The sequence below is a fragment of the Pseudomonas sp. NPDC086278 genome (assembly GCF_050280905.1).
Taxonomy (GTDB): Bacteria; Pseudomonadota; Gammaproteobacteria; order Pseudomonadales; family Pseudomonadaceae; genus Aquipseudomonas.
Map to the genome: position 1 here is coordinate 15,540 of NZ_JBNNWE010000061.1, position 21,172 is coordinate 36,711.

The following is a 21,172-nucleotide window of genomic DNA, read 5'->3' on the forward strand; positions in this document are numbered from 1 at the left end:
TGTGCGGATAATGTATTGGACGTCTGGTGCCTAATTTAATCGCCTCGTTATTAAAACGATTAACAATAAGTCGGCGAGTCCTTGAGGCTTGTGCGATAGCGCTTGTCCTGATATTGGCCGCTTTTCCTGATGTGGTATTTAATCATGCCAGTCTGCGGTTAACGGATCAGGTAAATGCGGCAGTTAGTGGAATTCCTCTGCGGCCGTTTTACCCTATTCCTAATTCGATAGGGTGGTGGGCTGGGTACAATGATAATGGTGGTGCCATTTATCAATCGGAACCCATGATCGAATTCATGGCGCACGCTATTAAAACGGGTGAGTCTCCTTATTGGAATCCATATTCGGCGGCAGGTGCTTTAGGGCCTGAAGCGCTGGTTGACCAGAAGTTTTCAGCGATGACTCTGGTCAATGCGATCCTGGGTGGAGGTTCGCTGGTCTTCAATGTCGTCATTCTGATGGCGCTGTATTTTGGCGTATTTTTCACTTACCGCATTGTGCGGGAAATTCTGGGGCTCTCCCCCGCAGCGGCAACAGCGGCCGGTGTATTTTATCTTTTGAATGGATACATTACAGCCAATCTTGGTTCAAATGTAACCCAAAGTTATTTTTATGTGCCCGTATGCATTTATACTGCCTTAATGTTTATTGAGCGTGCTTCAGTGTTTCGCTGGAGTATGGCTGTCCTTGCGTTTGCACTATTTTTTTCCTGCACTTTTATGCCGACGACAATCACGTCGCTCATCGCGATCGGGATTATTGTTGGCGGGTGTTTGATTGGTCATGTTCAAAGTGGTCGATATTCGATAAAGCTTAGTCTGACATTGATCTTGATGCTTGGAATGAGTTTGTTTGCGGCTGTTCTATTGTTGGCCCCTCTTTACTTTCCGTTAATGGAAAATTTGAGAAGCATTGGTACTCTTGAGGATTATTCTAAAAGAAATTTTTCGAGTCTCAGGTTTCCGAACGCAGTAGCATCTTTCTTTTCTTCTTCGCATTTTTTCGAGTCCTATAATGCGGCAGAGCCTAACGCCGTTTCATTCGAGGGCGCGGGCTTGTCTTTCACGGGTAACACTGTATTTCATAGCGGAGTTATAGCGATTGGCCTTGCTGGGTGTTCGATTGCAAAACGTTTTTCACAGTTTAAATGGTTAGTCGTGTTATGCCAGGCAAGCTGTGCATTTGTAATAGTCCGTTTGTTCGATCCTATATGGATTCAGGTGGTTTTCTCGAAGTTACCAATTATTGGGAATATTGGTAGTCAGTATTGGTGGCCAGTCATTATGTTTCCAATGGTTGTCCTGGTTGGTGTTGGCGTTAATAATCTACAGTTAAAAAATTTTAGAATGTGGCCAAGCGTTGTGTTGATGTTTATCGGAATATGTGCGCTGGTCAAGATTTATTGTATGTTCGGCCTTCAGCCGCCTCGACTGGATTACAAAATAGGTGCGCTGATGTCTATTGTAATGCTAGTGATATTGATCGGTGTGCTTTTGGTAGTCCACAAATGGTGGGTCAATACACAGGTTGCATATTCGTTGCTATTGATTGTTATCGTCGTAATGTTTGCCGAGCTGTTGGCCTCGGGAAAAATGATTCGATTTCAAAGAAATGACCTCTTCAGTAATATGCCACCGGCACTCCAGTACGTAAAAAACCACATAGGACTTTATCGTACGTTGAATTTCGGGCAAAGTGGCTTATATCCTGAACTCGGCTCGGCCTTTAATATTCAGGAGATGACTACTCTTAATCAGGGTGGGCTGCCCGCGTATAGGGATTTCTTCTATTCATCCATAGACCTGGAAAGTAGTCAAAGGCTGGGTGCTCATCCCGGTGCACCCCTTGGTTCATTTCCGTCGTTGATTTCGATTCGAGACTTGCCCGAGAGAAATTCGTTTGACTGGAAGTCAATTGATTTCATAGGCGTTAAGTATTTGTTGCTGCCTTCGAGTTATACGGCTTATCAGGAAAAACTCAAGGGTCTGGGGTTTGATGAAGTTTATAGAGATTTAGCGACTGTCGTTATCGAAAATAGAAGTTTGGCCCCTCGCGCTTTTTCAGTCAGGGCAATGGCTGGGGGTGACAGAGAAGAGGCGGTATTGCCGGAAGATTACCAGAAACACCTTGTCCCTGCTTCTATAGATATTTATAGAAATGCCGAGGTGGTTATTTCGGGTGAGGTTGAACAAGAATCTTTGGTGGTGCTGACGGATAACTGGCATGCTAATTGGACTGCTGTATTGAATGGGAAAAAAGTGCCTATCATAAAAGTGAATAAAGCGTTTAGAGGGGTGGTAGTACCCGCAGGTAAATATATTATACGAATGGAGTATCAGCTAAGGACTTTGCCGTGGGCAATTGCTGCATCGTTGTCTACATTGTTGCTGCTAATGATTTTGATCGCGCGACGCAAGCATCTTGATCCACTCGTTCATCGGCGATTGGGCCTGGTACACTGAGCGCCTCCTGATCAGGGGAGGGGTAGTTCGGTTGAGCGTCCGACGATGCCCCTGAAGTGTCTCAGGCGACGGCTCGGTGTTAAGAAATCACTTTGTAGATGAAAAACCTAGCCGGTTTATCTATACTCGGCCGTAAAGTCCGACAGGTGATTAGGATGGGGCTTGTTCTCGTAGTAGATTTCAAATCTTCCGCTTGCGTTTTTTATAATGTCAAAATTGAGTGCTGGATTTTATGGGCTGTATAAAAAAAGGCCACATTTTATTATTTGTCAAAATAGCTCTGGCTGCTGTGTTGATTTCCTTTCTTCTGAGTAGCGGTCAGCTGGATTTTGGTTCGATATCGGTCGTTTTCAAAAACCTGAATTTTTTTATCCCTGCGTTAGCCTGTCTTTTTTTTGGAATTTTAATCAGTGGGTTGCGTTGGTGGTTATTACTGCGAGCCGCAGGCAACAAGATCCCACTGGGAGTTGTTATAAACCTTCAGTTGATAGGTAGTTTCTTTTCTACTTGGCTGCCCGGGGCTGCTGGGGGGGATGCAGTTAAGGGAGTGCAAATTTTTCGGCTGTTGGAAAACGGGAGATCCACTGCGTTACTGTCCATCGTAACTGATCGTGTTTTCGCGATGATAGGCCTGGTTTCCATCGCCGCGATGCTAACCTTTTTTCTTAAGTCTGACCTTGCACTTGGCGCCGATGTACTTAAATATATCAGTTTACTGAAGTTGCTTGTTTGTATTTCCGTCGCTGGCGTAGTGCTCGCGATGCTCGGCATGTTTTTCGCTTTACGTTTTTCGGTAATCGATTATTTTCCTGCCAAAGTTCGTCATTACCTGCATCCTTTTGGCGTTACCATTCTTATATATTTTCGCGCATGGCCGACCTTGATTGTTTGTTGGGGGCTGTCAGTGTTGGCGACAGGTATCGTCATTGTCGGCATGGTAATGATTGCGTCTATATTTCCATTCTCTGCAAACCCACAGGTTACTGCGATGGCTGGTGTTTTTGGCAACCTGTTCTCTGTTATCCCTATTACACCTGGTGGGCTCGGAGTGGGTGAGTCCGTGTTCTCTAGAGTTTGCGTTGAACTCTCAGCTCGTGTTGCTCCTTTTGCAACGATTTATCTCGGTTTTCGAGTGGGCATGTTGATCGTTAACATTCCCGGCATGATCGTTTCGCTGTTTTATAGTAACGCGAAATTTTCTAAAAAGACGAGTTCGCAGTAATGAATCCTGCGTGCACTATTTTTTATGTCGGGCAGGGGCAGGGTGGTAACAGTTATGAGTTTTCCCCACGAGGCAAATCCTGTGTCTGGTAGTTTTGAACCGTTGGTTACGATTGTTATACCCGTGTATAACGGTGCTAACTTTCTGGCTGACGCAATACACAGTGCTCTTGCCCAAACCTACGAAGCTATTGAGATTATCGTCGTCAATGACGGCAGCAATGACGGTGGTGCAACAGAACGTGTAGCTCAGTCGTTTGGTGGTGCGATTCGTTATCTGTCGAAAGAGAACGGCGGTGTTGCATCTGCATTGAATCTGGCAATACAGGAAATGTCAGGTGAGTATTTCTCCTGGCTCAGCCACGACGATCTTTACTTCAAAGAGAAGATCGCCACCCAGATCGCATTCCTGTCGGCGTACGGGATTCCACGAACCATCGTTTACTCCGACTATTCTATTTTCACCGATAACCGTGTGGCGAACGCTACACCGGTAATTATGCTTGGCGTGCACCCTGAGCACTTTCGCTACTGGATCACTACCGAGAGCGCATTACACGGTTGCAGTCTATTGATTCCACGATCAGCGTTCGATGCCGCAGGATTTTTCAACGAGCGTTTACGAACGACACAGGACTACGAGCTTTGGTTTCGTATGGCGGTTGACCATCGCTTTGTTCACATTCCCAAGGTGCTGGTGGGGGCTCGAAGCCACGCACATCAGGATACGCACAAGATCGCCGACCTGGCTTTCGAAGAAGCGGGAAATCTTTACTTGGGGTTTGTGAAGGCGATTGAGCCTTCTGAGGTACCCGGAAATACGCCTTCGGAGATCGGCGCCAGCTATCTGCGACTGGCATCAGGGCTTTGGCAGCGAGGGTTTTATGGCGCAGCGGAATATTGCGCAGGTATGGCTCGAAAGTATGGAGCTTCTTTCGTCCGGGTTCTTGGCGCACAATTGGTCGCTTCCAGCGTCAGGATCGCAAGGCGACTTGCCCGTACATTATTTTCACCTCAAGCCAGACAGGCTATACGCCGATTTGTCGCTCGCATGCTGACTTTCCATCGAGGCCGTTAGTTTCCTTGAATATTAAGAAAAAGCTGTTTTTACATGCTCCCAATGTACACGTCGGTGGAGGGCTGACGCTTCTGCAGGCGCTGTATTCTGCGCCTGAGTTGAGCATTGATTTTGAGCACCTGGATATTCGCGCAAAAGGGCATTTGCCACCTACTCGAGGAGAAAGACGCTTTGTCCGCCCGACACTCCTCTCTAGACTGGCGGCTGAGTTACGCCTTTGGTGCCGGGTTTCGCATCAGGATGTTGTGCTGTGCTTTCACGGTTTAGTACCGTTATTGCCCTTGAAGGGTGAGGTGACCGTTTTTTTGCAGAACAGGATTCTTCTGACCAACGACACGCTGCAAGACTACCCTTTCAGGACGAGAGTTCGTTTGTCCGTGGAAAGGCTGTTGGTCAAGGCGCTGTCCCGCAGGGTAAAAAAATTTATCGTCCAGACACCTTCCATGGCGATGCAAGCCAAGACATATCTGGGGCCGGAGGCAGTCGTCGTTATCTGCCCATTCGTTGTTTCGGGTCACAGCGCCAGTATGTCGAAGGGTAGTCGTTTTGATTTTGTTTACATTGCCAGTGCAGACCATCACAAAAACCACCATAAACTCTTGGAAGCGTGGTGTCTGTTGGCGGAACAAGGGATACGTCCGAGTCTGGCACTGACGGTGCCGTCGGGATCATCGCTTTGCACGCTGATTGAGCAACTGACGCTGCAGTGGCAGCTAAACGTATCTAACCTTGGGCAGCTCACTCCAGATCAGGTCTCAGCGTTGTATAACCAATCGGCGGCGTTGATATATCCCTCTACAACCGAGTCACTGGGATTACCATTGATTGAAGCCAATGAGCGAAATATACCTATTATCGCTGCCGAACTTGATTACGTTCGAGACGTTGTCAAACCGGTTGAGACCTTCAACCCTCATTCTCACGTCTCTATCGCCCGGGCGGTCAAGCGCCATCTCGGTATAGCTGAATGCCCTCAACCGATGCACGGTCCTGAGGCGTTTCTGGGAGAAGTATTGCGATGAAAGTGCTGGTATGGACACAATATTTCTGGCCAGAGAACTTTCATATCAACCAAGTGGTTGCTGAGTTATGCAGGCAAGGTGCAGACGTCACTGTGCTGACTGGCAAACCGAACTACCCCGATGGTGAGATCTTCTCAGGTTACCGCGCCCTGGGTGTTCAGATTGAGCAGCGCGAAGGTGTCGAGATAATCAGGCTCCCATTGCGTTCCAGAGGAAAAAGCTCGGCCAAGGGACTGATACTTAATTACCTGTCGTTCATCGCGTCGGGTTATTTGCTGGGGCCATGGGCACTGCGTGGGCGCAAATTTGATGTGGTCTTCGTCTACGCACCTTCACCCTTGCTTCAGGCAATGCCTGCGATTTTTGTGTCTTGGCTCAAGCGAGCCCCGCTTGTTTTATGGGTTCAGGATATTTGGCCTGAGTCCTTGCAGGCCACCGACTTTGTTAACAATCGCCACGTCCTTAAAATCATAGAGTACGTTGTCCGATACATTTACCGTTTTTCGGATTCAATATTGATTCAATCCGAAGGGTTTCGTGACTCGGTCCAGCGCCTGTCCAACAATCGGGGGAAAATAAAGTTTTTCCCCAACTCGGCTACGGAGTCAACCGGAGCGAATGATCTGGGGGGGAGGGCGCTCAGCCGCATATCAAGCCACTTCTCCGTGGTTTTTGCTGGAAATATCGGGATAGCCCAGTCGTGTACGACGATTGTTGAAGCCGCCAGAATTTTACAGGCCTACGAAAATATTCGTTTTTTTGTAGTCGGCAGCGGAAGCATGGAAAACACGATTGCGAACATGATCCATGACCAGCATTTGTCCAATATCGAGTTGCTCGGGCGTGTTTCGCCGGAGGAAATTACGAGCATTTACGACGCTTCTTCCGTTTTGCTGCTGACCCTGCGCGATGACCCGATTCTGGCGGCAACGGTGCCCAGCAAGTTTCAAAGCTATCTGGCTGCCGGCAAACCTATTATTGCCAGTTGCAACGGTCAGACGGCGCAGGTACTGGCGGACGCTAAAGCCGGGCTTGATTGTGCGGCGGAAAACCCTTTGCAGTTGGCTGAGGCAGTACTGGAGTTATACGGAAGCGACCGTAATCGGCTTGAAATGATGGGAGAGAGTGGAAGAGCATATTTTCTTAGCCATTTTCACCTGCCTGCTCGGGTGAGTCAGTTGATTGAGCATTTCGACAGCGTTGTTCATGAATACCAGGGATGAATGCACAGGAGCAGCCTTCCAGCCATTTGCGATTCCCCCCCGCATCAACCAAAAGACCCTTTTCTGCTGAAGTCAGCGACTTGAAATCTCACCGACCTACGCTTTCAAAGCAGAGCGTTCCTGTCATGTGCGCTGCGCGTGAGCTACCTTGAACAGGTAGCGGGATGGTTGTCTAAGTCGTCAAAATTCAAAATGGCTATCGACCGTCCGCCACAACGGGGCCCGATACACTGTCGCTGACGCCTCCTCTCGTCGTTTTTTTTCTGTGATGGCACACCCTACCTACGTACAATGGGTTTTACCGGGTCAAGCAAGGGAGTAGGCAGATTGGAACAGGGGTATATGGATAAACTGCGCATGTTTTTGCTGGCACTGCCGCGTCGACAGAAGCGGTTGATTCAGGTGCTGACAGACATCATTCTCGTTTGGATGGCGCTGTGGATGGCGTTTATCGTGCGTTTGGGGATTGACGAGATGATCAATCCTTTCAAAGTCCATTTCTGGCTTTTTGTCTGTGCTCCGGTTGTCGCGATTCCCCTGTTTATCCGATTCGGCATGTACCGTGCGGTCATGCGATATTTCGGCAACGATGCCCTGGTCGCCATTATCAAGGCGGTCAGCCTCTCATCGTTGATCCTGGCGCTGGTCGTTTACTGGTACAGCAACCACGAGGCTGTCGTCCCGCGTTCCATTATTTTCAACTACTGGTGGCTCAGCCTGGTGATCATTGGCGGCCTGCGTCTTTGCATGCGTCAGTACTTCATGGGTGACTGGTTCACTGCTGCGCAGCATGTCCCCTTCACCAGTCGCGATGACGGTTTGACCAAAGTGGCGATCTACGGTGCCGGTGTGGCGGGCAATCAGTTGGTGGCAGCCATGCGGATGGGCCGGGTCATGCGTCCGGTCGCGTTTATCGATGACGATTCCAGCATTGCCGACCGCTCTATTTCCGGGCTGCAGGTCTACAAGCCCAAGCATATCCAGCAGATGATCGACGTGACCGGTGCGCAGGAAATTCTGCTGGCGCTGCCCTCTTCGACACGAGCCAGGCGCCGGGAAATTCTCAATTTGCTGGAAGGTTACCCGCTGCATGTGCGCAGCGTGCCTAACTTCACTGATCTGGCCAGCGGTCGAGTGAAGGTCGAGGATATTCAGGAAGTCGACATCGCGGACCTGCTGGGACGTGACGCGGTGCCGGCGCAACCTGATTTGCTCGAACGTTGTATCAAAGGCAAAACGGTCATGGTCACCGGGGCTGGCGGTTCGATTGGTTCAGAGCTTTGCCGTCAGATCTTCTCGTTAAGACCGACCACGCTTCTGCTCTTCGAACACAGCGAGTTCAACCTTTACAGCATTCTTTCGGAACTGGAACAGCGGGGGAGTCGTGAGTCGGCATCGATCAAGTTGTTGCCGATTCTTGGTTCAATCCGTCATCAGCACAAACTTCTCGATGTCATGAAGACCTGGCGCGTGGACACCGTTTACCACGCTGCTGCTTACAAGCATGTTCCGATGGTGGAGCACAACATCGCCGAAGGCGTGTTGAACAATGTAATCGGGACGCTCAATACGGCCCAGGCGGCATTGCAATCGGGTGTTTCCAACTTTGTGCTGATCTCCACTGACAAGGCTGTTCGCCCCACCAATGTAATGGGCAGCACCAAACGTCTCGCCGAGTTGACACTTCAAGCCCTGAGTCGCGAAATTGCCCCCGTCTTGTTCGGCGACAAGGCTAATGTGTCACGCGTTAACAAAACCCGTTTCACCATGGTTCGTTTCGGCAATGTGCTGGGCTCGTCGGGTTCAGTCATCCCGCTGTTCCACCGCCAGATCAAGACCGGCGGTCCGTTGACGGTTACCCATCCGAAGATCACTCGTTACTTCATGACCATTCCCGAAGCCGCGCAATTGGTCATCCAGGCTGGCTCCATGGGGCAGGGTGGTGATGTGTTCGTCTTGGACATGGGAGAGCCGGTGAAAATTTTCGAACTGGCAGAGAAGATGATCCACTTGTCGGGTTTGAGCATCCGTTCGGAGAAAAATCTGCAAGGTGATATTTCCATAGAATTCACCGGCCTGCGCCCAGGTGAGAAGCTTTATGAAGAGTTGCTGATCGGCGATAACGTCTCGGCTACTCAGCACCCGATGATCATGAGTGCCAACGAAGATCACCTCCCTTGGGACGTTCTCAAAGGGCGCTTGGCAGACTTGCTCATGGCCGTTGAACAGGACGACTACTCCCGCGTCCGCCAACTCCTGCGCGAAACCGTTAGTGGCTACACCCCCGACGGTGACATCGTCGACTGGATCTACCAGCAACGCCGACTCGAACCCTGATTGTTTCACATCCTGCAACAGACACATTTTTGACAAGCACCAACCATGACCTAAGTTTGGAGGGCAGCTTCGGAAAAGCTGCTTTCTCAATTGATGTTATGGAGCTTCACTTATGCGTACTGGCTATTTCTATTCCCTTGTTTTTGCCCTGTTGACCAGCGCTTCTATCGCTGCAATCGCCGCGCCTGCGGCGAAACCTGAGGCTGGCAGCGCACCGGTGGTCATGGAAGCTTCGCCAAAGCCACAGGCGGGCAAGGTCGATATCAATAAAGCTGATGCGCCGACACTGCAGCGCGAACTGGCGGGTATCGGCGAAGCGAAAGCCAAGGCGATTGTTGCTTATCGTGAGAGTAATGGGCCGTTTTCGTCTGTAGACGAATTGCTCGAAGTCAAAGGGATTGGCAAAGCGATTCTCGACAAAAACCGCGAAAAGCTTGAGGTGAACTAAGCTTGTAGCTCAACGCCAGAGGCCGGTCATTGACCGGCCTTTTTGCATTCTGCGGGCAATCGCTGCGGTTGGCCTTTCATCGGCCAGTGAAAAATTATGGCTATCATATTGCGCTTAGATTATGCCTATAATTAATTCGGTCACCCACTGAAGCGTACTGACATCCAGACGCTCGCATCCCTCAAATATCTCCCTGGAGCGCAATTATGACTTCCCCTCACTCCCAAGGTACGGCCCTCGTCACCGGTGCCTCTTCCGGAATCGGTGCGATTTACGCTGAGCGGTTAGCGGCGCGCGGTTTTGATTTGTTGCTGGTCGCTCGCGACGAAGAACGGCTCGAAGCGGCAGCAAGCCGGTTGCGCGCCGAGCATGGTGTCCAGGTCGAAGTGCTCAAGGCTGATCTGACACAAAAAGACGATGTCCTGAAAATTGAACAGCGGCTGCGCAGTGACTCGAGTATCAGCTTGCTGCTCAACAACGCGGGGGTTGCGGCCGATGGGCTACTGGCGAATTCCGACATGGATCGACTTGAAAAGCTGATTCAACTCAACGTGACCACCGTTACCCGTTTAGCCTCTGCCGCTGCCGCCAGTTTCGCCAAGGCAGGGCGGGGCTCGATTATCAACATCGCATCCGTGGTGGCGTTGTTTCCTGAGCGCTTCAACGCGACATACAGCGCGAGCAAGGCGTACGTGCTGAGCCTGACCCAGTCCCTGAACGCGGAACTTGACGGCACCGGCGTCAAGGTTCAAGCCGTGTTGCCCGGCGTCACACGCACCGAGATCTGGGAACGCTCGGGTATCGATGCGAGCCAGATCCCGGAAGACATGGTCATGGACGCCGGGGAAATGGTCGACGCCGCATTGTCAGGTCTCGATCAGGGCGAACTGATCACCATTCCATCGTTGCCTAATGCATCCGAGTGGGACGACTTTGTAAAAGCTCGCCTGGTGATGGCCCCGAATCTTTCCAGAAGCAAGGCCGCCGCGCGTTACAAGTAAGGCGCCATTAATCGGCTTGAGGTGTTTGCGGTATGAGCGATCGTCGAATAGTTGTCACGGGCATGGGTCTGGTAACACCGTTGGGTAGTGGTGTTGAAGCGGTCTGGGCGCGCCTGCTGACCGGGCGTTCAGGGTTGAGAAATTTGCCTGACGAGGTGGTTGCTGATCTGCCGGCGAAAGTAGGCGGGGTAGTACCAAATCTGACGGACGACGCCGAAGCGGGTTTCGATCCGGATCGCGCGACGCCTCCCAAAGAACAGAAGAAGATGGATCGCTTCATTCTGTTTGCCATGGAGGCTGCCCGGCAGGCGCTTGAACAAGCGGGTTGGCAGGCGCAGGACGCCAACGCTCAGGAGCGAACGGCAACCATTATCGGCTCGGGTATTGGTGGTTTCGGCGCCATCGCCGATGCCGTGCGTACCACGGACAGTCGCGGTCCGCGCCGTTTGTCGCCGTTCACCATTCCTTCGTTCCTGGTCAACCTTGCTGCCGGGCATGTGTCGATCCAGCATGGTTTCAAAGGTCCCTTGGGGGCACCGGTAACGGCGTGTGCGGCGGGTGTTCAGGCGATTGGCGATGCGGCCAGATTGATTCGCAGTGGCGAAGCCGACATCGTGGTCTGTGGTGGCGCCGAGGCGGCGATTGATCGTGTCAGTCTCGCCGGGTTTGCGGCGGCTCGCGCCTTGTCCAGCGCTTTCAACGAAACGCCCGAGCGGGCCTCGCGTCCTTTCGACAGCGCTCGTGACGGTTTCGTAATGGGTGAGGGCGCCGGCCTTCTAGTCATTGAGTCACTGGAACATGCGTTGGCACGCGGTGCAAAACCGCTGGCCGAACTGGTCGGTTACGGCACCAGCGCTGATGCCTATCATCTGACCGCAGGGCCTGAAGATGGCAGCGGCGCTCGGCGGGCGATGTCACTGGCGCTCGCCCAGGCTGGCGTTTCAGCGGATCAGGTGCAGCACCTCAATGCTCACGCTACCTCGACGCCGGTCGGTGATCTTGGCGAGTTGGCGGCAATCAAATCGTTATTCGGGGCAGACAACAAGATTGCGGTGACGTCGACCAAGTCGGCCACCGGGCATTTGCTGGGTGCGGCAGGCGGGATTGAGGCGATTTTCACGCTGTTGGCGATTCGCGACCAGGTCGTGCCACCCACCCTCAATCTTGAAAACCCGGATCCGGCCGCACAAGGCGTGGACATTGTTCATGGTCAGGCGCGGCCGATGGCTATTGAATATGCACTGTCGAACGGCTTCGGCTTCGGTGGAGTCAATGCCAGCGTCCTGTTCAAGCGCTGGCAGGATTAATCCGCTGATTGCTTGAGGTGTTGGCGAGTGACGTCGAGAATCCGCTGGGCCAGCTCGGGGTTCTCGACACTGCGCGACAACATCAATGCGCCGATCAACGTCGACATGATGACAATGCTGCGATCAGACGCATCGGCCCCCTCCAATGTGCCTTCTACTTGTTCAAGCCTGGCATTGAGCACCGCGTCGGTGGTCGGGCTGGGCTGCCCGCGCAGGCCCAGTTCCGAGGACATGGTCGGCAGTGGGCAACCTTCCTGAGGTGAGGTCTGGTGCCACTCGGACAGGTAACTCTCGATAAAGGCATCCAGAGGGCGTTCTCCGGCGAACAACATCGCGCAATGCGCGTCCAGTTGTTTGCCCGCGGCTTGTAACGCCTTTTCCACCAGTTCGTCCTTGGACGAGAAATGCGAATAAAAGCCACCATGCGTCAATCCCAGCGCTTTCATCAACGGTTGCAGGCCGGTTGCGCTGATTCCGTCGCGGCGAAAGCGCGCGGCAGCTTCCGTGATGATGCGTTGATGGGTTTGGGCTTTATGGTCCTGCGAATAACGCATGTCGAATCTCCGCAACAATGCGCCATCTTAACCAATGCAAATGGAATGGCGACTGTACTTCTACTTCTAAAAGGCATGCAGATACTTCGGATTCGGTCTTAAGCTGTCGCCACAACTTGCGTCACTCTCCCGTCACAGATCGAGGATTCGTGCCATGTACAAAGACTACCCAGCGGCCTACCAGGTCAGCAAAGGCTCTGCGTTGCAGGTGGACAAAGCGTTCTACGAGCGGATTCGGGATAAAAAGGAGAGCCGCACGCTGATTGAACAGTTCGAAGTGCCGATCCGCACCGGACGCGCCTGGAACGTGCCGGCCGGGCACGTGTTCCGCGTAACCACGCCGGTGGGCCCGCAAGTGGGTGACTTCAACGTCTGGAATGCCAACGACCCGCGCGAACGCCTGTGGGCGTCGCGGACCCGGCAATTGCAGGGCGCGCATGTCAGCACTTATGACCGACTCTGGTCAAACCTGCCATTTTTGCGGCCGTTGGTGACCATCACCGATGACAGCCTGGCCGGTTATGGCATCGATGAACATGGCGGTCGCTTGCACGATTTGCTCGGTACCCGCTGCGATCCTTATGTGAACAAAATGCTCACCGGCGAAGACTTCCACCATCACTGCCACTCCAACCTGACCCGCGCCGTGCTGCCCCATGGCCTGACCGAGTTCGATGTGCACGATGTGCTGAACATTTTCCAGTGCACGGGCCTGAACCACGACGACATGTACTTCATGAAAGCCTGCCCCGCAAAAAAGGGCGATTACCTGGAGTTTTTCGCCGAGATCGACCTGTTGTGTGCGTTATCGACGTGTCCGGGCGGCGATCTGTCGCTGGCCATGTGGGGACCGGATGCGCAGGACCCGCTCAGCGTATGTCGCCCGCTCGGTGTCGAGATTTATCGCTTGGAGGATTCATTGCTCACAGGCTGGAGCCAGCCCGAGCGCGCCGCTTATAAAGGGCTGCACGGTCTGCACATCGCCAAGGCCGACTGGGAACCGTAGCAACGAAAAAAAACCCTGTCATTCAGTGGGAATGACAGGGTTTTTTCGCTAGCGGTCCTGCGCTTCCTTGGCATCCATTTCCGCATTGCGTTCGGCGACGCGTTTACGTTGCTCTTCGGTCATGTCGACCTTGGTGGCGGTGTCACGCAGCATCATCAAACCGCCAACGATCGAGCCAATTGCAACAACCAGAATCAACCAGGCATACCAGGGCATAGGGCTCTCCTTGAGGGCAGGCCGGCTGGCGGAGTTCGCCAGCCGATCGTGCATACCACTTTGAGCGATGGAAAATCGCAGTGGTTCCATTCTATGCCTGATATCCGCGCAGCACTTGCGCTGATTACAGCCCGGTCAACATCGCATCGGCCGGTGCATCCGCGCGCAATTGGGCCGTGAGCACGAAGTACACGAAGCCGACCGCCATGAAGCCGAGGAAGATCAAGCCGATCAACGTGTTGAACCACGCCATCGCCACCAGGCACACCACCGCGAGCACCAGCGCAATCATCGGCACCAGTGGATAGCAGGGCGCGCGGAAAGTCCGTTCCAGGTTCGGCTCGGTTTTACGCAGTTTGAACAGGCTGAGCATGCTCATGATGTACATCACGATGGCGCCGAACACGGCCATGGTGATCATCGCAGCCGTCAGCGTCATGCCGCCGAGGTTGATCAAGCCGTCGCTGTAGATCGCCGCGATACCGATCAAGCCACCGGCAATGATCGCCCGGTGCGGGGTCTGGAAACGCGACAACTTGGCCAGGGACTTCGGCAAATAACCTGCCCGGGCGAGGGCGAAGAATTGACGCGAGTAACCCAGGATGATCCCGTGAAAACTCGCCACCAGCCCAAACAGACCGATCCACACCAGCATGTGCAACCAGCCCGAGCTTTCGCCGACCACTGTTTTCATTGCTTGCGGCAGCGGGTCGTTGATGTTCGACAGGGTGCGCCAGTCGCCAACGCCACCGGCAAAGAACATCACGCCCATCGCAAGCAGCACCAGGGTCAGAATGCCGCTGATGTAAGCCTTCGGAATCGTGCGTTTCGGGTCTTTCGCTTCTTCGGCCGCCATGGCCGCGCCTTCGATGGCGAGGAAGAACCAGATCGCAAACGGGATTGCCGCGAACATCCCGGCAATCGCCGGGGCGCCGAACACGTCGGAACCGGCCCAGCCATTCAATGCGAAGTTACTGAAGCTGAACGCCGGGGCGACCACGCCCATGAACACCAGCAGTTCGGCCACGGCCAGAACACAGACGATCAGCTCGAAGGTGGCGGCCAGTTTCACGCCAAGGATGTTCAGGCCCATGAACACAATGTAGGCACCGACTGCAGCGTGTTTCGGGTCCAGTGCCGGAAACTGCACGTTCAGGTATGCGCCGATGGCCAAGGCAATCGCCGGCGGGGCGAAGACGAATTCGATCAGCGTCGCCAGGCCGGCGATCAATCCGCCTTTTTCGCCAAACGCGCGGCGGCTGTAGGCAAAGGGACCGCCGGCATGGGGAATCGCGGTGGTCAGCTCGGTGAAACTGAAAATAAAGCAGGTGTACATGGTGGCGACCATAAAGGACGTCACCAGAAAACCGAGTGTCCCCGCCACGCCCCAGCCGTAACTCCAGCCAAAATATTCGCCGGAAATCACCAGCCCGACAGCAATGCCCCACAGGTGCAAGGTGCCCAGCGTGGGTTTGAGTTGTGTGTTCATGCGTTTGCTCCCTGAACGGTTTGGAAAGCTCGGGGGAGGGTGTGTGCAGTGGTCGTGCCAGTGTTGTGAATGCAGTCGTAAAGCGACAAAAGGCGTCGTATCGGGGATGTTCGCCGCTGGATGTCAGCGTTTTGTGCGCCGGTTAGGCGCACCGTCGACCGTCGTGCTGTCTTCCCGCGCACGCTGCTTACTTATAAATAAACGCCTGACCTCGTCAGGCTTGCCCGGCAATGCACTCGCGAAATGCGGTTTGCCAGTCAGCTTGGCTGACGCCCCATTCGCATTGCAGGCGGCTGCAATCCAGGCGCGAGTTCAGCGGACGGGCAGCCGGTGTCGGGTAGTCGATGGACGGGATTGGCCGCAGGGTTGAGCACGACTTTCCATGTTCACGCAACGCCTCGCCAATCGCTTGAGCGAATCCGAACCAGGACGTTTCACCTTGAGCGGTCAGGTGATAAGTGCCCCAGGCACCGGCATCTCCTGCCTGCCAGCGTTCTATTAGCGCTACGGTACTGCTGGCGATCGTACCGGCCCAGGTGGGGGCGCCGATCTGGTCGGCGACGATGCGCATTTCCGGTTTTTCCTGCAGCAGGCGCTGCATGGTTAGCAGGAAATTGCGGCCGTGGGTCGAGTAAACCCAGCTCGTTCGCAGGACCAGGTGTTGGCCCTGGACCTGCGTAATCGCCTGTTCGCCAGCCAGTTTGCTCTGACCATAGACACTGAGCGGGTTTGTCGCATCGGCTTCGTTGTAAGGCGCGCTCTTGCGACCGTCAAACACGTAGTCGGTGGAGTAGTGAATCAGCGGAATGCCCAGCTTCGATGCTTCTTCGGCCATGACACCAGGCCCGATAGCGTTGATGGCAAACGCCAGTTCGGGTTCACTTTCTGCCTGATCGACTGCGGTATGAGCGGCGGCGTTGATGATCAGGTCGGGCCGAACCCGCTGGACTTGCTGGCGAATCTGTTCCGGTTGCGCCAGATTCAACTGATCGCGTCCCAGCACCACTAACTCGCCGACAGTGGCCAACCGCAGTTGCAATTCCCGTGAAACCTGGCCGTGCTCACCGCTGATAAGTATTTTCATGCGAACAGAACTGCCTCTTTCAATCGTTTGCCGCCCAGGTTCTTGGCCGACGGTTTGTGCGTTACTTCAATAGCCTTGGCATTGATGCTGTCGTAGACAACCCCGGCGTTCGTCACCGAACACTTTGTGGGCGAGCATCAACACACCGGGCAGACAGGTTTTTCAATCACATTCATTGGGTTTCACCAGCAAGCATGAAGAGGTACTGGCCATATCCGGTCTTGCCGAAATAGCTGGCGCGTTCCAGCAACAACTCGCGGCTGATCCAGCCGTTTTCGTAGGCGATTTCTTCAAGGCAGGCGACTTTCAGTCCTTGCCGATGCTCGATGGTCTGCACGTACTGCGAGGCTTCAAGAAGGCTGTCATGGGTGCCGGTATCAAGCCAGGCAAAACCACGACCGAACCGCTCGACCTGCAAGTCGCCACGCTGGAGGTAGGCATTGTTGACGTCAGTAATCTCCAGTTCGCCGCGCGCTGAGGGCTTCACCGCTTTGGCGATATCAATCACGTCGTTGTCGTAGAAATACAGGCCGGTCACTGCGTAACTGGATTTCGGTTTTTTCGGTTTTTCTTCAATCGACAGGGCGCGACCTTCGCTGTCGAAATCAATCACGCCAAAACGTTCCGGGTCTTTGACCCAGTAGCCGAATACGGTGGCGCCGCCAGGGCGCTGCGCGGCGCTTTTCAACTGGTCGCCAAAGTGCTGGCCGTGGAAGATGTTGTCACCGAGGATCAGGCACACCGGGTCGTCGCCGATAAATTCTTCGCCAATCAGAAAGGCCTGGGCCAGGCCGTCCGGCGACGGTTGTTCGGCGTAGCTGAAATTGACCCCGAACTGGCTGCCGTCGCCCAGCAGATTGCGGTACTGCGGCAGATCCTGTGGCGTGGAGATCAGCAAAATGTCTTTGATCCCGGCCAGCATCAGCACCGAGATCGGGTAGTAGATCATCGGTTTGTCGTATACCGGCAGCAGCTGTTTGGACACGCCAAGCGTGATCGGGTGCAGGCGCGTGCCCGAGCCACCGGCCAAAACGATTCCCTTCATCATGCGAGCAGCTCCTTGATGTTGATGGCGCCCAGACGCTCACCTTGATAACTGCCGTCCTGAACGCGGCGGCACCATTGCAAATTGTCCAGGTACCACTGGACGGTTTTACGCAGCCCGCTTTCGAAGGTTTCTTCGGGTATCCAGCCGAGTTCGCGCTCGATCTTGCCGGCATCAATCGCATAACGCAGGTCGTGGCCCGGACGGTCCTGGACGAAGGTGATCAGGTCGGCGAACCGTGCAACGCCTTGTGGCTTGTTCGGCGCCAACTCCTCGAGCAGCTCGCAGATGCTCCTTACCACGTCGATGTTCTTCTGTTCGTTGTGACCGCCGATGTTGTAGGTCTCGCCGACCACACCTTCAGTGACGACTTTGAGCAATGCCCGGGCGTGGTCTTCGACGAATAGCCAGTCGCGCACTTGCTGGCCATTGCCATACACGGGCAGCGGCTTGCCGGCCAAGGCGTTGAGGATCACCAGCGGAATCAGTTTTTCGGGGAAGTGAAACGGCCCGTAGTTGTTCGAGCAATTGGTCAACAACACTGGCAGGCCATAGGTGCGCTGCCAGGCTCGGACCAGGTGGTCGGACGCGGCTTTGCTGGCGGAATAGGGCGAGCTCGGCGCGTAAGGCGTGGTTTCGGTGAACAGATCATCAACGCCGTGCAGGTCGCCATAGACCTCGTCGGTGGAGATGTGATGGAAGCGGAAGGCGCTTTTTTCAGTCTCGGCCAGCGTTAGCCAGTAGGCGCGAGTCGCTTCAAGCAGGCTGTAGGTGCCGACGATGTTGGTCTGTATGAAATCCGACGGACCGTCAATGGAACGGTCGACGTGGGATTCAGCGGCCAGGTGCATGATTGCCTGCGGCTGGAAACGGCTCAATACCGCGCTCACGGCGGCCTGATCGACGATGTCGGCTTGTACAAATTCGTAGCGGGTGTCGGTGGCAATGCTGGTCAGCGATTCAAGATTGCCGGCGTAGGTCAGTTTGTCCAGGTTGAGCACGTCATGCCCTGTGTGCCGAATCAAGTGGCGAATCAGGGCTGAGCCAATGAAACCGGCACCACCGGTGATGAGAATACGCATGTTGGTTAGCCTTTTCTGAAAGACGGTCAAGCGAGTGTGCATAGCTTGTGGGCAGGAGGCACGTGGTGCAAGAGGGTGTTTGATCCGATTCGATTTTTTACGAAGTCAATCAAGAAACTCACCAGGACCTGTCGGCACACAGCAAACCTGCGCTGTAACGCCACCATAAACCCACTCTTTACGCTTTCTTTATGCCCTGCCAACCCCCTCGGTCTCGTTCCTTTACAGCCTCCCTGCCGACAATGGCTGCACACGCGGCAATACGCCGTAACACGGAGAACTTCCATGAGCGTTCTGGACGGAGTGTCACTGCTACTGGCAGTGGGGCTGTTCATTTATCTGTTGGTTGCGCTGTTGCGCGCGGACCGGAACTAGGAGCGGCTATGCACAGTTATGACTATTGGCTGATCCTCGCCTTCTTCGCGGTGGTGCTGATTCCGGCACCGTTTCTGGGGCGGTTCTACTACAAGGTGATGGAAGGGCAGCGCACCTGGCTGACTCCGATTCTCGGCCCGGTCGAGCGCGGATGTTACAAAGTGGCCGGCGTCGATCCGCAGGCCGAACAGAGCTGGCAGAAATACACCCTGGCCTTGCTCGCTTTCAACCTTGCGGGTTTCGTCCTGTTGTTCGCGATCCTGATGTTCCAGGATTACCTGCCGCTCAACCCGCAACACCTGCCGGGTCAGGAGTGGACGCTGGCGTTCAACACCGCCGTCAGCTTCATGACCAACACCAACTGGCAGGCCTACAGCGGCGAAGCATCGCTCAGTTACCTCAGCCAGATGGTCGGCCTCACCGTGCAGAACTTCGTCAGCGCCGCCACCGGCCTGGCGGTATTGGTGGCGCTGTGCCGTGGTATCGGTCGCAAGTCGACCAAGACCTTGGGCAACTTCTGGGTCGACATGACCCGCGCCACCCTCTACGGCTTGCTGCCACTGTGCCTGCTGCTGGCGCTGTACCTGGTCTGGCAGGGCGTGCCGCAAACCTTCGCGCAGTACGTGAATGCAGTGACGATTCAGGGCGTTGATCAGGTGATCCCGCTCGGCCCGGCCGCCAGCCAGATTGCGATCAAGCAACTGGGCACCAACGGCGGTGGTTTCTTCGGCGTCAACTCGGCGCACCCGTTCGAGAACCCGACGGCGTGGAGCAACCTGTTCGAGATGGCGTCGATCATCCTGATCCCGGTCGCGCTGGTGTTCACCTTCGGCCACTACGTGAAAGACCTGCGTCAGAGCCGCGCGATTGTGGCCTGCATGTTCGCGCTGTTCCTGATCGGCGGCGCGACCTCGCTGTGGGCTGAATATCAGCCGAACCCGACGCTGAACAACGTCGCCGTCGAACAGACCGCGCCGATGGAGGGCAAGGAAGCGCGTTTCGGCACCACCGCCACCGTGCTCTGGTCGGTGACGACGACGGCGGCGTCCAACGGTTCGGTCAACGCCATGCACGACAGCCTTAACCCGCTGACCGGCATGGTCGCGCTGGTCAACATGATGGTCGGCGAAGTGATCTTCGGCGGCGTCGGCGCCGGGCTCTACGGCATGTTGCTCAACGTGTTGATCGCGGTGTTCCTCGCCGGCCTGATGATCGGTCGCACCCCGGAATACCTCGGCAAGAAGCTGCAAGCGAAGGAAGTGCAATTGCTGGTCGTGACGCTGCTGGTGATGCCGGTCGGCGTGCTGGTACTGGGCGCGATTGCCGCCAGCCTGCCTGGCCCGGTGGCGGCGGTGAGCAACCCCGGCGCGCACGGTTTCAGTCAGTTGCTCTACGCCTACACCTCGGCCAGCGCCAACAACGGCTCGGCGTTTGGCGGCTTCGGCGCCAACACCACGTTTCACAACCTGATGCTCGGTCTTGGCATGTTGATCGGTCGCTTCGGTTACATCCTTCCGGTTCTGGCGTTGGCCGGCAGCCTGGCGATGAAGAAAACCGCACCGATCGGCCAGAACAGCTTCCCGACCCACGGCCCGCTGTTCGTGACCTTGCTGACCGTGACCATTTTGCTGGTGGGCGGCCTGACCTTTCTGCCGACCCTGGCGTTGGGCCCAATCGCTGAACATCTGAGCTTAGGCTTCTAAGGAGCTGATGATGAATATGCCCGCAACCAAACCGGCCGCCGTCAAGGCGCCGGAACAACCGAAAACCGCAATCTCGGCCCTGTGGCGCCCGGCGCTGGTGCAAGCCTTCGTCAAACTCGACCCACGGCAATTGCAGCGTGCGCCGGTGATGCTGGTGGTCGAACTGACCGCGATTCTGACCACTGTGTTGTGCTTCATTCCCGATGCGGCGGTACCGACTTTCGTCGCCGCGCAAATCGCCCTGTGGCTGTGGTTCACCGTGCTGTTCGCCAACTTCGCCGAAGCCTTGGCCGAAGGTCGCGGCAAGGCGCGGGCTGACAGCCTCAAGGCCGGCAGCGAGGGCTTGAGTGCTCGTCGCAAAACGTCGAACGGCACCTTTCAAGTCGTGCCCGCCACCAGCCTGCGTAAGGATGATGTAGTGCGCGTCGAAGCCGGGGAAATGATCCCCAGCGACGGCGAGGTGATCGAAGGCATCGCGGCGGTCAACGAAGCGGCGATTACCGGCGAATCCGCCCCGGT

The 21,172-nt window shown here is 54.9% G+C and carries 18 protein-coding genes and 1 pseudogene; 13 read left to right on the plus strand and 6 right to left on the minus strand.

Features of this window, described 5'->3' with window-relative positions:
* Positions 1–26: 26 nt before the first annotated feature.
* The 9 genes from ACQKP4_RS18915 (at position 27) to fabF (ending at position 12,099) form a co-directional block, all read left to right on the plus strand.
* The gene (locus ACQKP4_RS18915; protein WP_427635170.1) at positions 27–2,462 is read left to right on the plus strand and encodes a hypothetical protein; all 2,436 of its coding nucleotides are present in this window, start codon (positions 27–29) and stop codon (positions 2,460–2,462) included.
* A gap of 220 nt (positions 2,463–2,682) precedes the next feature.
* Complete coding sequence (locus ACQKP4_RS18920) at positions 2,683–3,684, plus strand: lysylphosphatidylglycerol synthase transmembrane domain-containing protein (protein ID WP_427635171.1); 1,002 nt, start codon at positions 2,683–2,685, stop codon at positions 3,682–3,684.
* A gap of 54 nt (positions 3,685–3,738) precedes the next feature.
* Complete coding sequence (locus ACQKP4_RS18925) at positions 3,739–4,761, plus strand: glycosyltransferase (RefSeq protein ID WP_427635172.1); 1,023 nt, start codon at positions 3,739–3,741, stop codon at positions 4,759–4,761.
* Between the two features lie 5 nt (positions 4,762–4,766).
* Positions 4,767–5,783, plus strand: coding sequence for a glycosyltransferase (locus ACQKP4_RS18930; protein ID WP_427635173.1), 1,017 nt, complete (start codon positions 4,767–4,769; stop codon positions 5,781–5,783).
* A complete protein-coding gene (locus tag ACQKP4_RS18935; protein ID WP_427635174.1) occupies positions 5,780–7,006 on the plus strand; it encodes a glycosyltransferase family 4 protein in 1,227 nt (408 codons plus the stop codon). The genes ACQKP4_RS18930 and ACQKP4_RS18935 overlap by 4 nt, the downstream gene beginning before the upstream one ends.
* Before the next feature lie 342 nt (positions 7,007–7,348).
* Positions 7,349–9,343, plus strand: a complete 1,995-nt coding sequence (locus ACQKP4_RS18940; RefSeq protein WP_427635175.1) for a polysaccharide biosynthesis protein — start codon at positions 7,349–7,351, stop codon at positions 9,341–9,343.
* 112 nt (positions 9,344–9,455) lie between these two features.
* Positions 9,456–9,791, plus strand: a complete 336-nt coding sequence (locus ACQKP4_RS18945; RefSeq protein WP_427635176.1) for a ComEA family DNA-binding protein — start codon at positions 9,456–9,458, stop codon at positions 9,789–9,791.
* Between the two features lie 206 nt (positions 9,792–9,997).
* On the plus strand, positions 9,998–10,792 hold the full coding sequence (locus ACQKP4_RS18950; protein ID WP_427635177.1) for an SDR family NAD(P)-dependent oxidoreductase: 795 nt from the start codon (positions 9,998–10,000) through the stop codon (positions 10,790–10,792).
* A 32-nt stretch (positions 10,793–10,824) separates the two neighbouring features.
* Positions 10,825–12,099 carry a beta-ketoacyl-ACP synthase II gene (fabF, locus tag ACQKP4_RS18955; RefSeq protein WP_427635178.1) on the plus strand — a complete coding sequence of 425 codons (1,275 nt, stop codon included), beginning with the start codon at positions 10,825–10,827 and terminating at the stop codon, positions 12,097–12,099.
* On the opposite strand, the gene ACQKP4_RS18960 is transcribed toward fabF, so the two are convergent.
* The gene (locus ACQKP4_RS18960; RefSeq protein WP_427635179.1) at positions 12,096–12,653 is read right to left on the minus strand and encodes a TetR/AcrR family transcriptional regulator; all 558 of its coding nucleotides are present in this window, start codon (positions 12,651–12,653) and stop codon (positions 12,096–12,098) included. The two genes, fabF and ACQKP4_RS18960, sit on opposite strands and share 4 nt — an antisense overlap.
* Positions 12,654–12,807: 154 nt before the next feature.
* On the opposite strand from ACQKP4_RS18960, the gene ACQKP4_RS18965 reads away from it, so the two are divergent.
* Complete coding sequence (locus tag ACQKP4_RS18965; protein WP_427635180.1) at positions 12,808–13,659, plus strand: urea carboxylase-associated family protein; 852 nt, start codon at positions 12,808–12,810, stop codon at positions 13,657–13,659.
* 48 nt (positions 13,660–13,707) lie between these two features.
* Here the strand turns inward: ACQKP4_RS18965 and ACQKP4_RS18970 are convergent, their stop codons facing one another.
* From ACQKP4_RS18970 to rfbB, 5 genes are all read right to left on the minus strand, one after another.
* The gene (locus ACQKP4_RS18970) at positions 13,708–13,875 is read right to left on the minus strand and encodes a DUF2897 family protein (RefSeq protein ID WP_123406749.1); all 168 of its coding nucleotides are present in this window, start codon (positions 13,873–13,875) and stop codon (positions 13,708–13,710) included.
* A gap of 124 nt (positions 13,876–13,999) precedes the next feature.
* Positions 14,000–15,364, minus strand: coding sequence for an ethanolamine permease (eat, locus tag ACQKP4_RS18975; RefSeq protein ID WP_427635181.1), 1,365 nt, complete (start codon positions 15,362–15,364; stop codon positions 14,000–14,002).
* 214 nt (positions 15,365–15,578) lie between these two features.
* Positions 15,579–16,448, minus strand: coding sequence for a dTDP-4-dehydrorhamnose reductase (gene rfbD, locus ACQKP4_RS18980; RefSeq protein WP_427635182.1), 870 nt, complete (start codon positions 16,446–16,448; stop codon positions 15,579–15,581).
* A 172-nt stretch (positions 16,449–16,620) separates the two neighbouring features.
* The gene (rfbA, locus tag ACQKP4_RS18985) at positions 16,621–17,496 is read right to left on the minus strand and encodes a glucose-1-phosphate thymidylyltransferase RfbA (protein ID WP_427635183.1); all 876 of its coding nucleotides are present in this window, start codon (positions 17,494–17,496) and stop codon (positions 16,621–16,623) included.
* Positions 17,493–18,575 carry a dTDP-glucose 4,6-dehydratase gene (gene rfbB / locus ACQKP4_RS18990; protein WP_427635184.1) on the minus strand — a complete coding sequence of 361 codons (1,083 nt, stop codon included), beginning with the start codon at positions 18,573–18,575 and terminating at the stop codon, positions 17,493–17,495. The genes rfbA and rfbB overlap by 4 nt, the downstream gene beginning before the upstream one ends.
* A 285-nt stretch (positions 18,576–18,860) precedes the next feature.
* Here rfbB and kdpF point away from each other — a divergent pair, with 285 nt between their 5' ends.
* The 3 genes and pseudogenes from kdpF to ACQKP4_RS19005 form a co-directional block, all read left to right on the plus strand.
* Positions 18,861–18,950 (plus strand): K(+)-transporting ATPase subunit F, encoded by a 90-nt coding sequence (kdpF, locus tag ACQKP4_RS18995; protein ID WP_007899818.1) that lies wholly within the window; start codon positions 18,861–18,863, stop codon positions 18,948–18,950.
* Between the two features lie 8 nt (positions 18,951–18,958).
* Positions 18,959–20,653 carry a potassium-transporting ATPase subunit KdpA gene (kdpA, locus tag ACQKP4_RS19000; protein WP_427635185.1) on the plus strand — a complete coding sequence of 565 codons (1,695 nt, stop codon included), beginning with the start codon at positions 18,959–18,961 and terminating at the stop codon, positions 20,651–20,653.
* Between the two features lie 10 nt (positions 20,654–20,663).
* A pseudogene (locus ACQKP4_RS19005) lies at positions 20,664–21,172 on the plus strand (potassium-transporting ATPase subunit B); the annotation flags it as partial.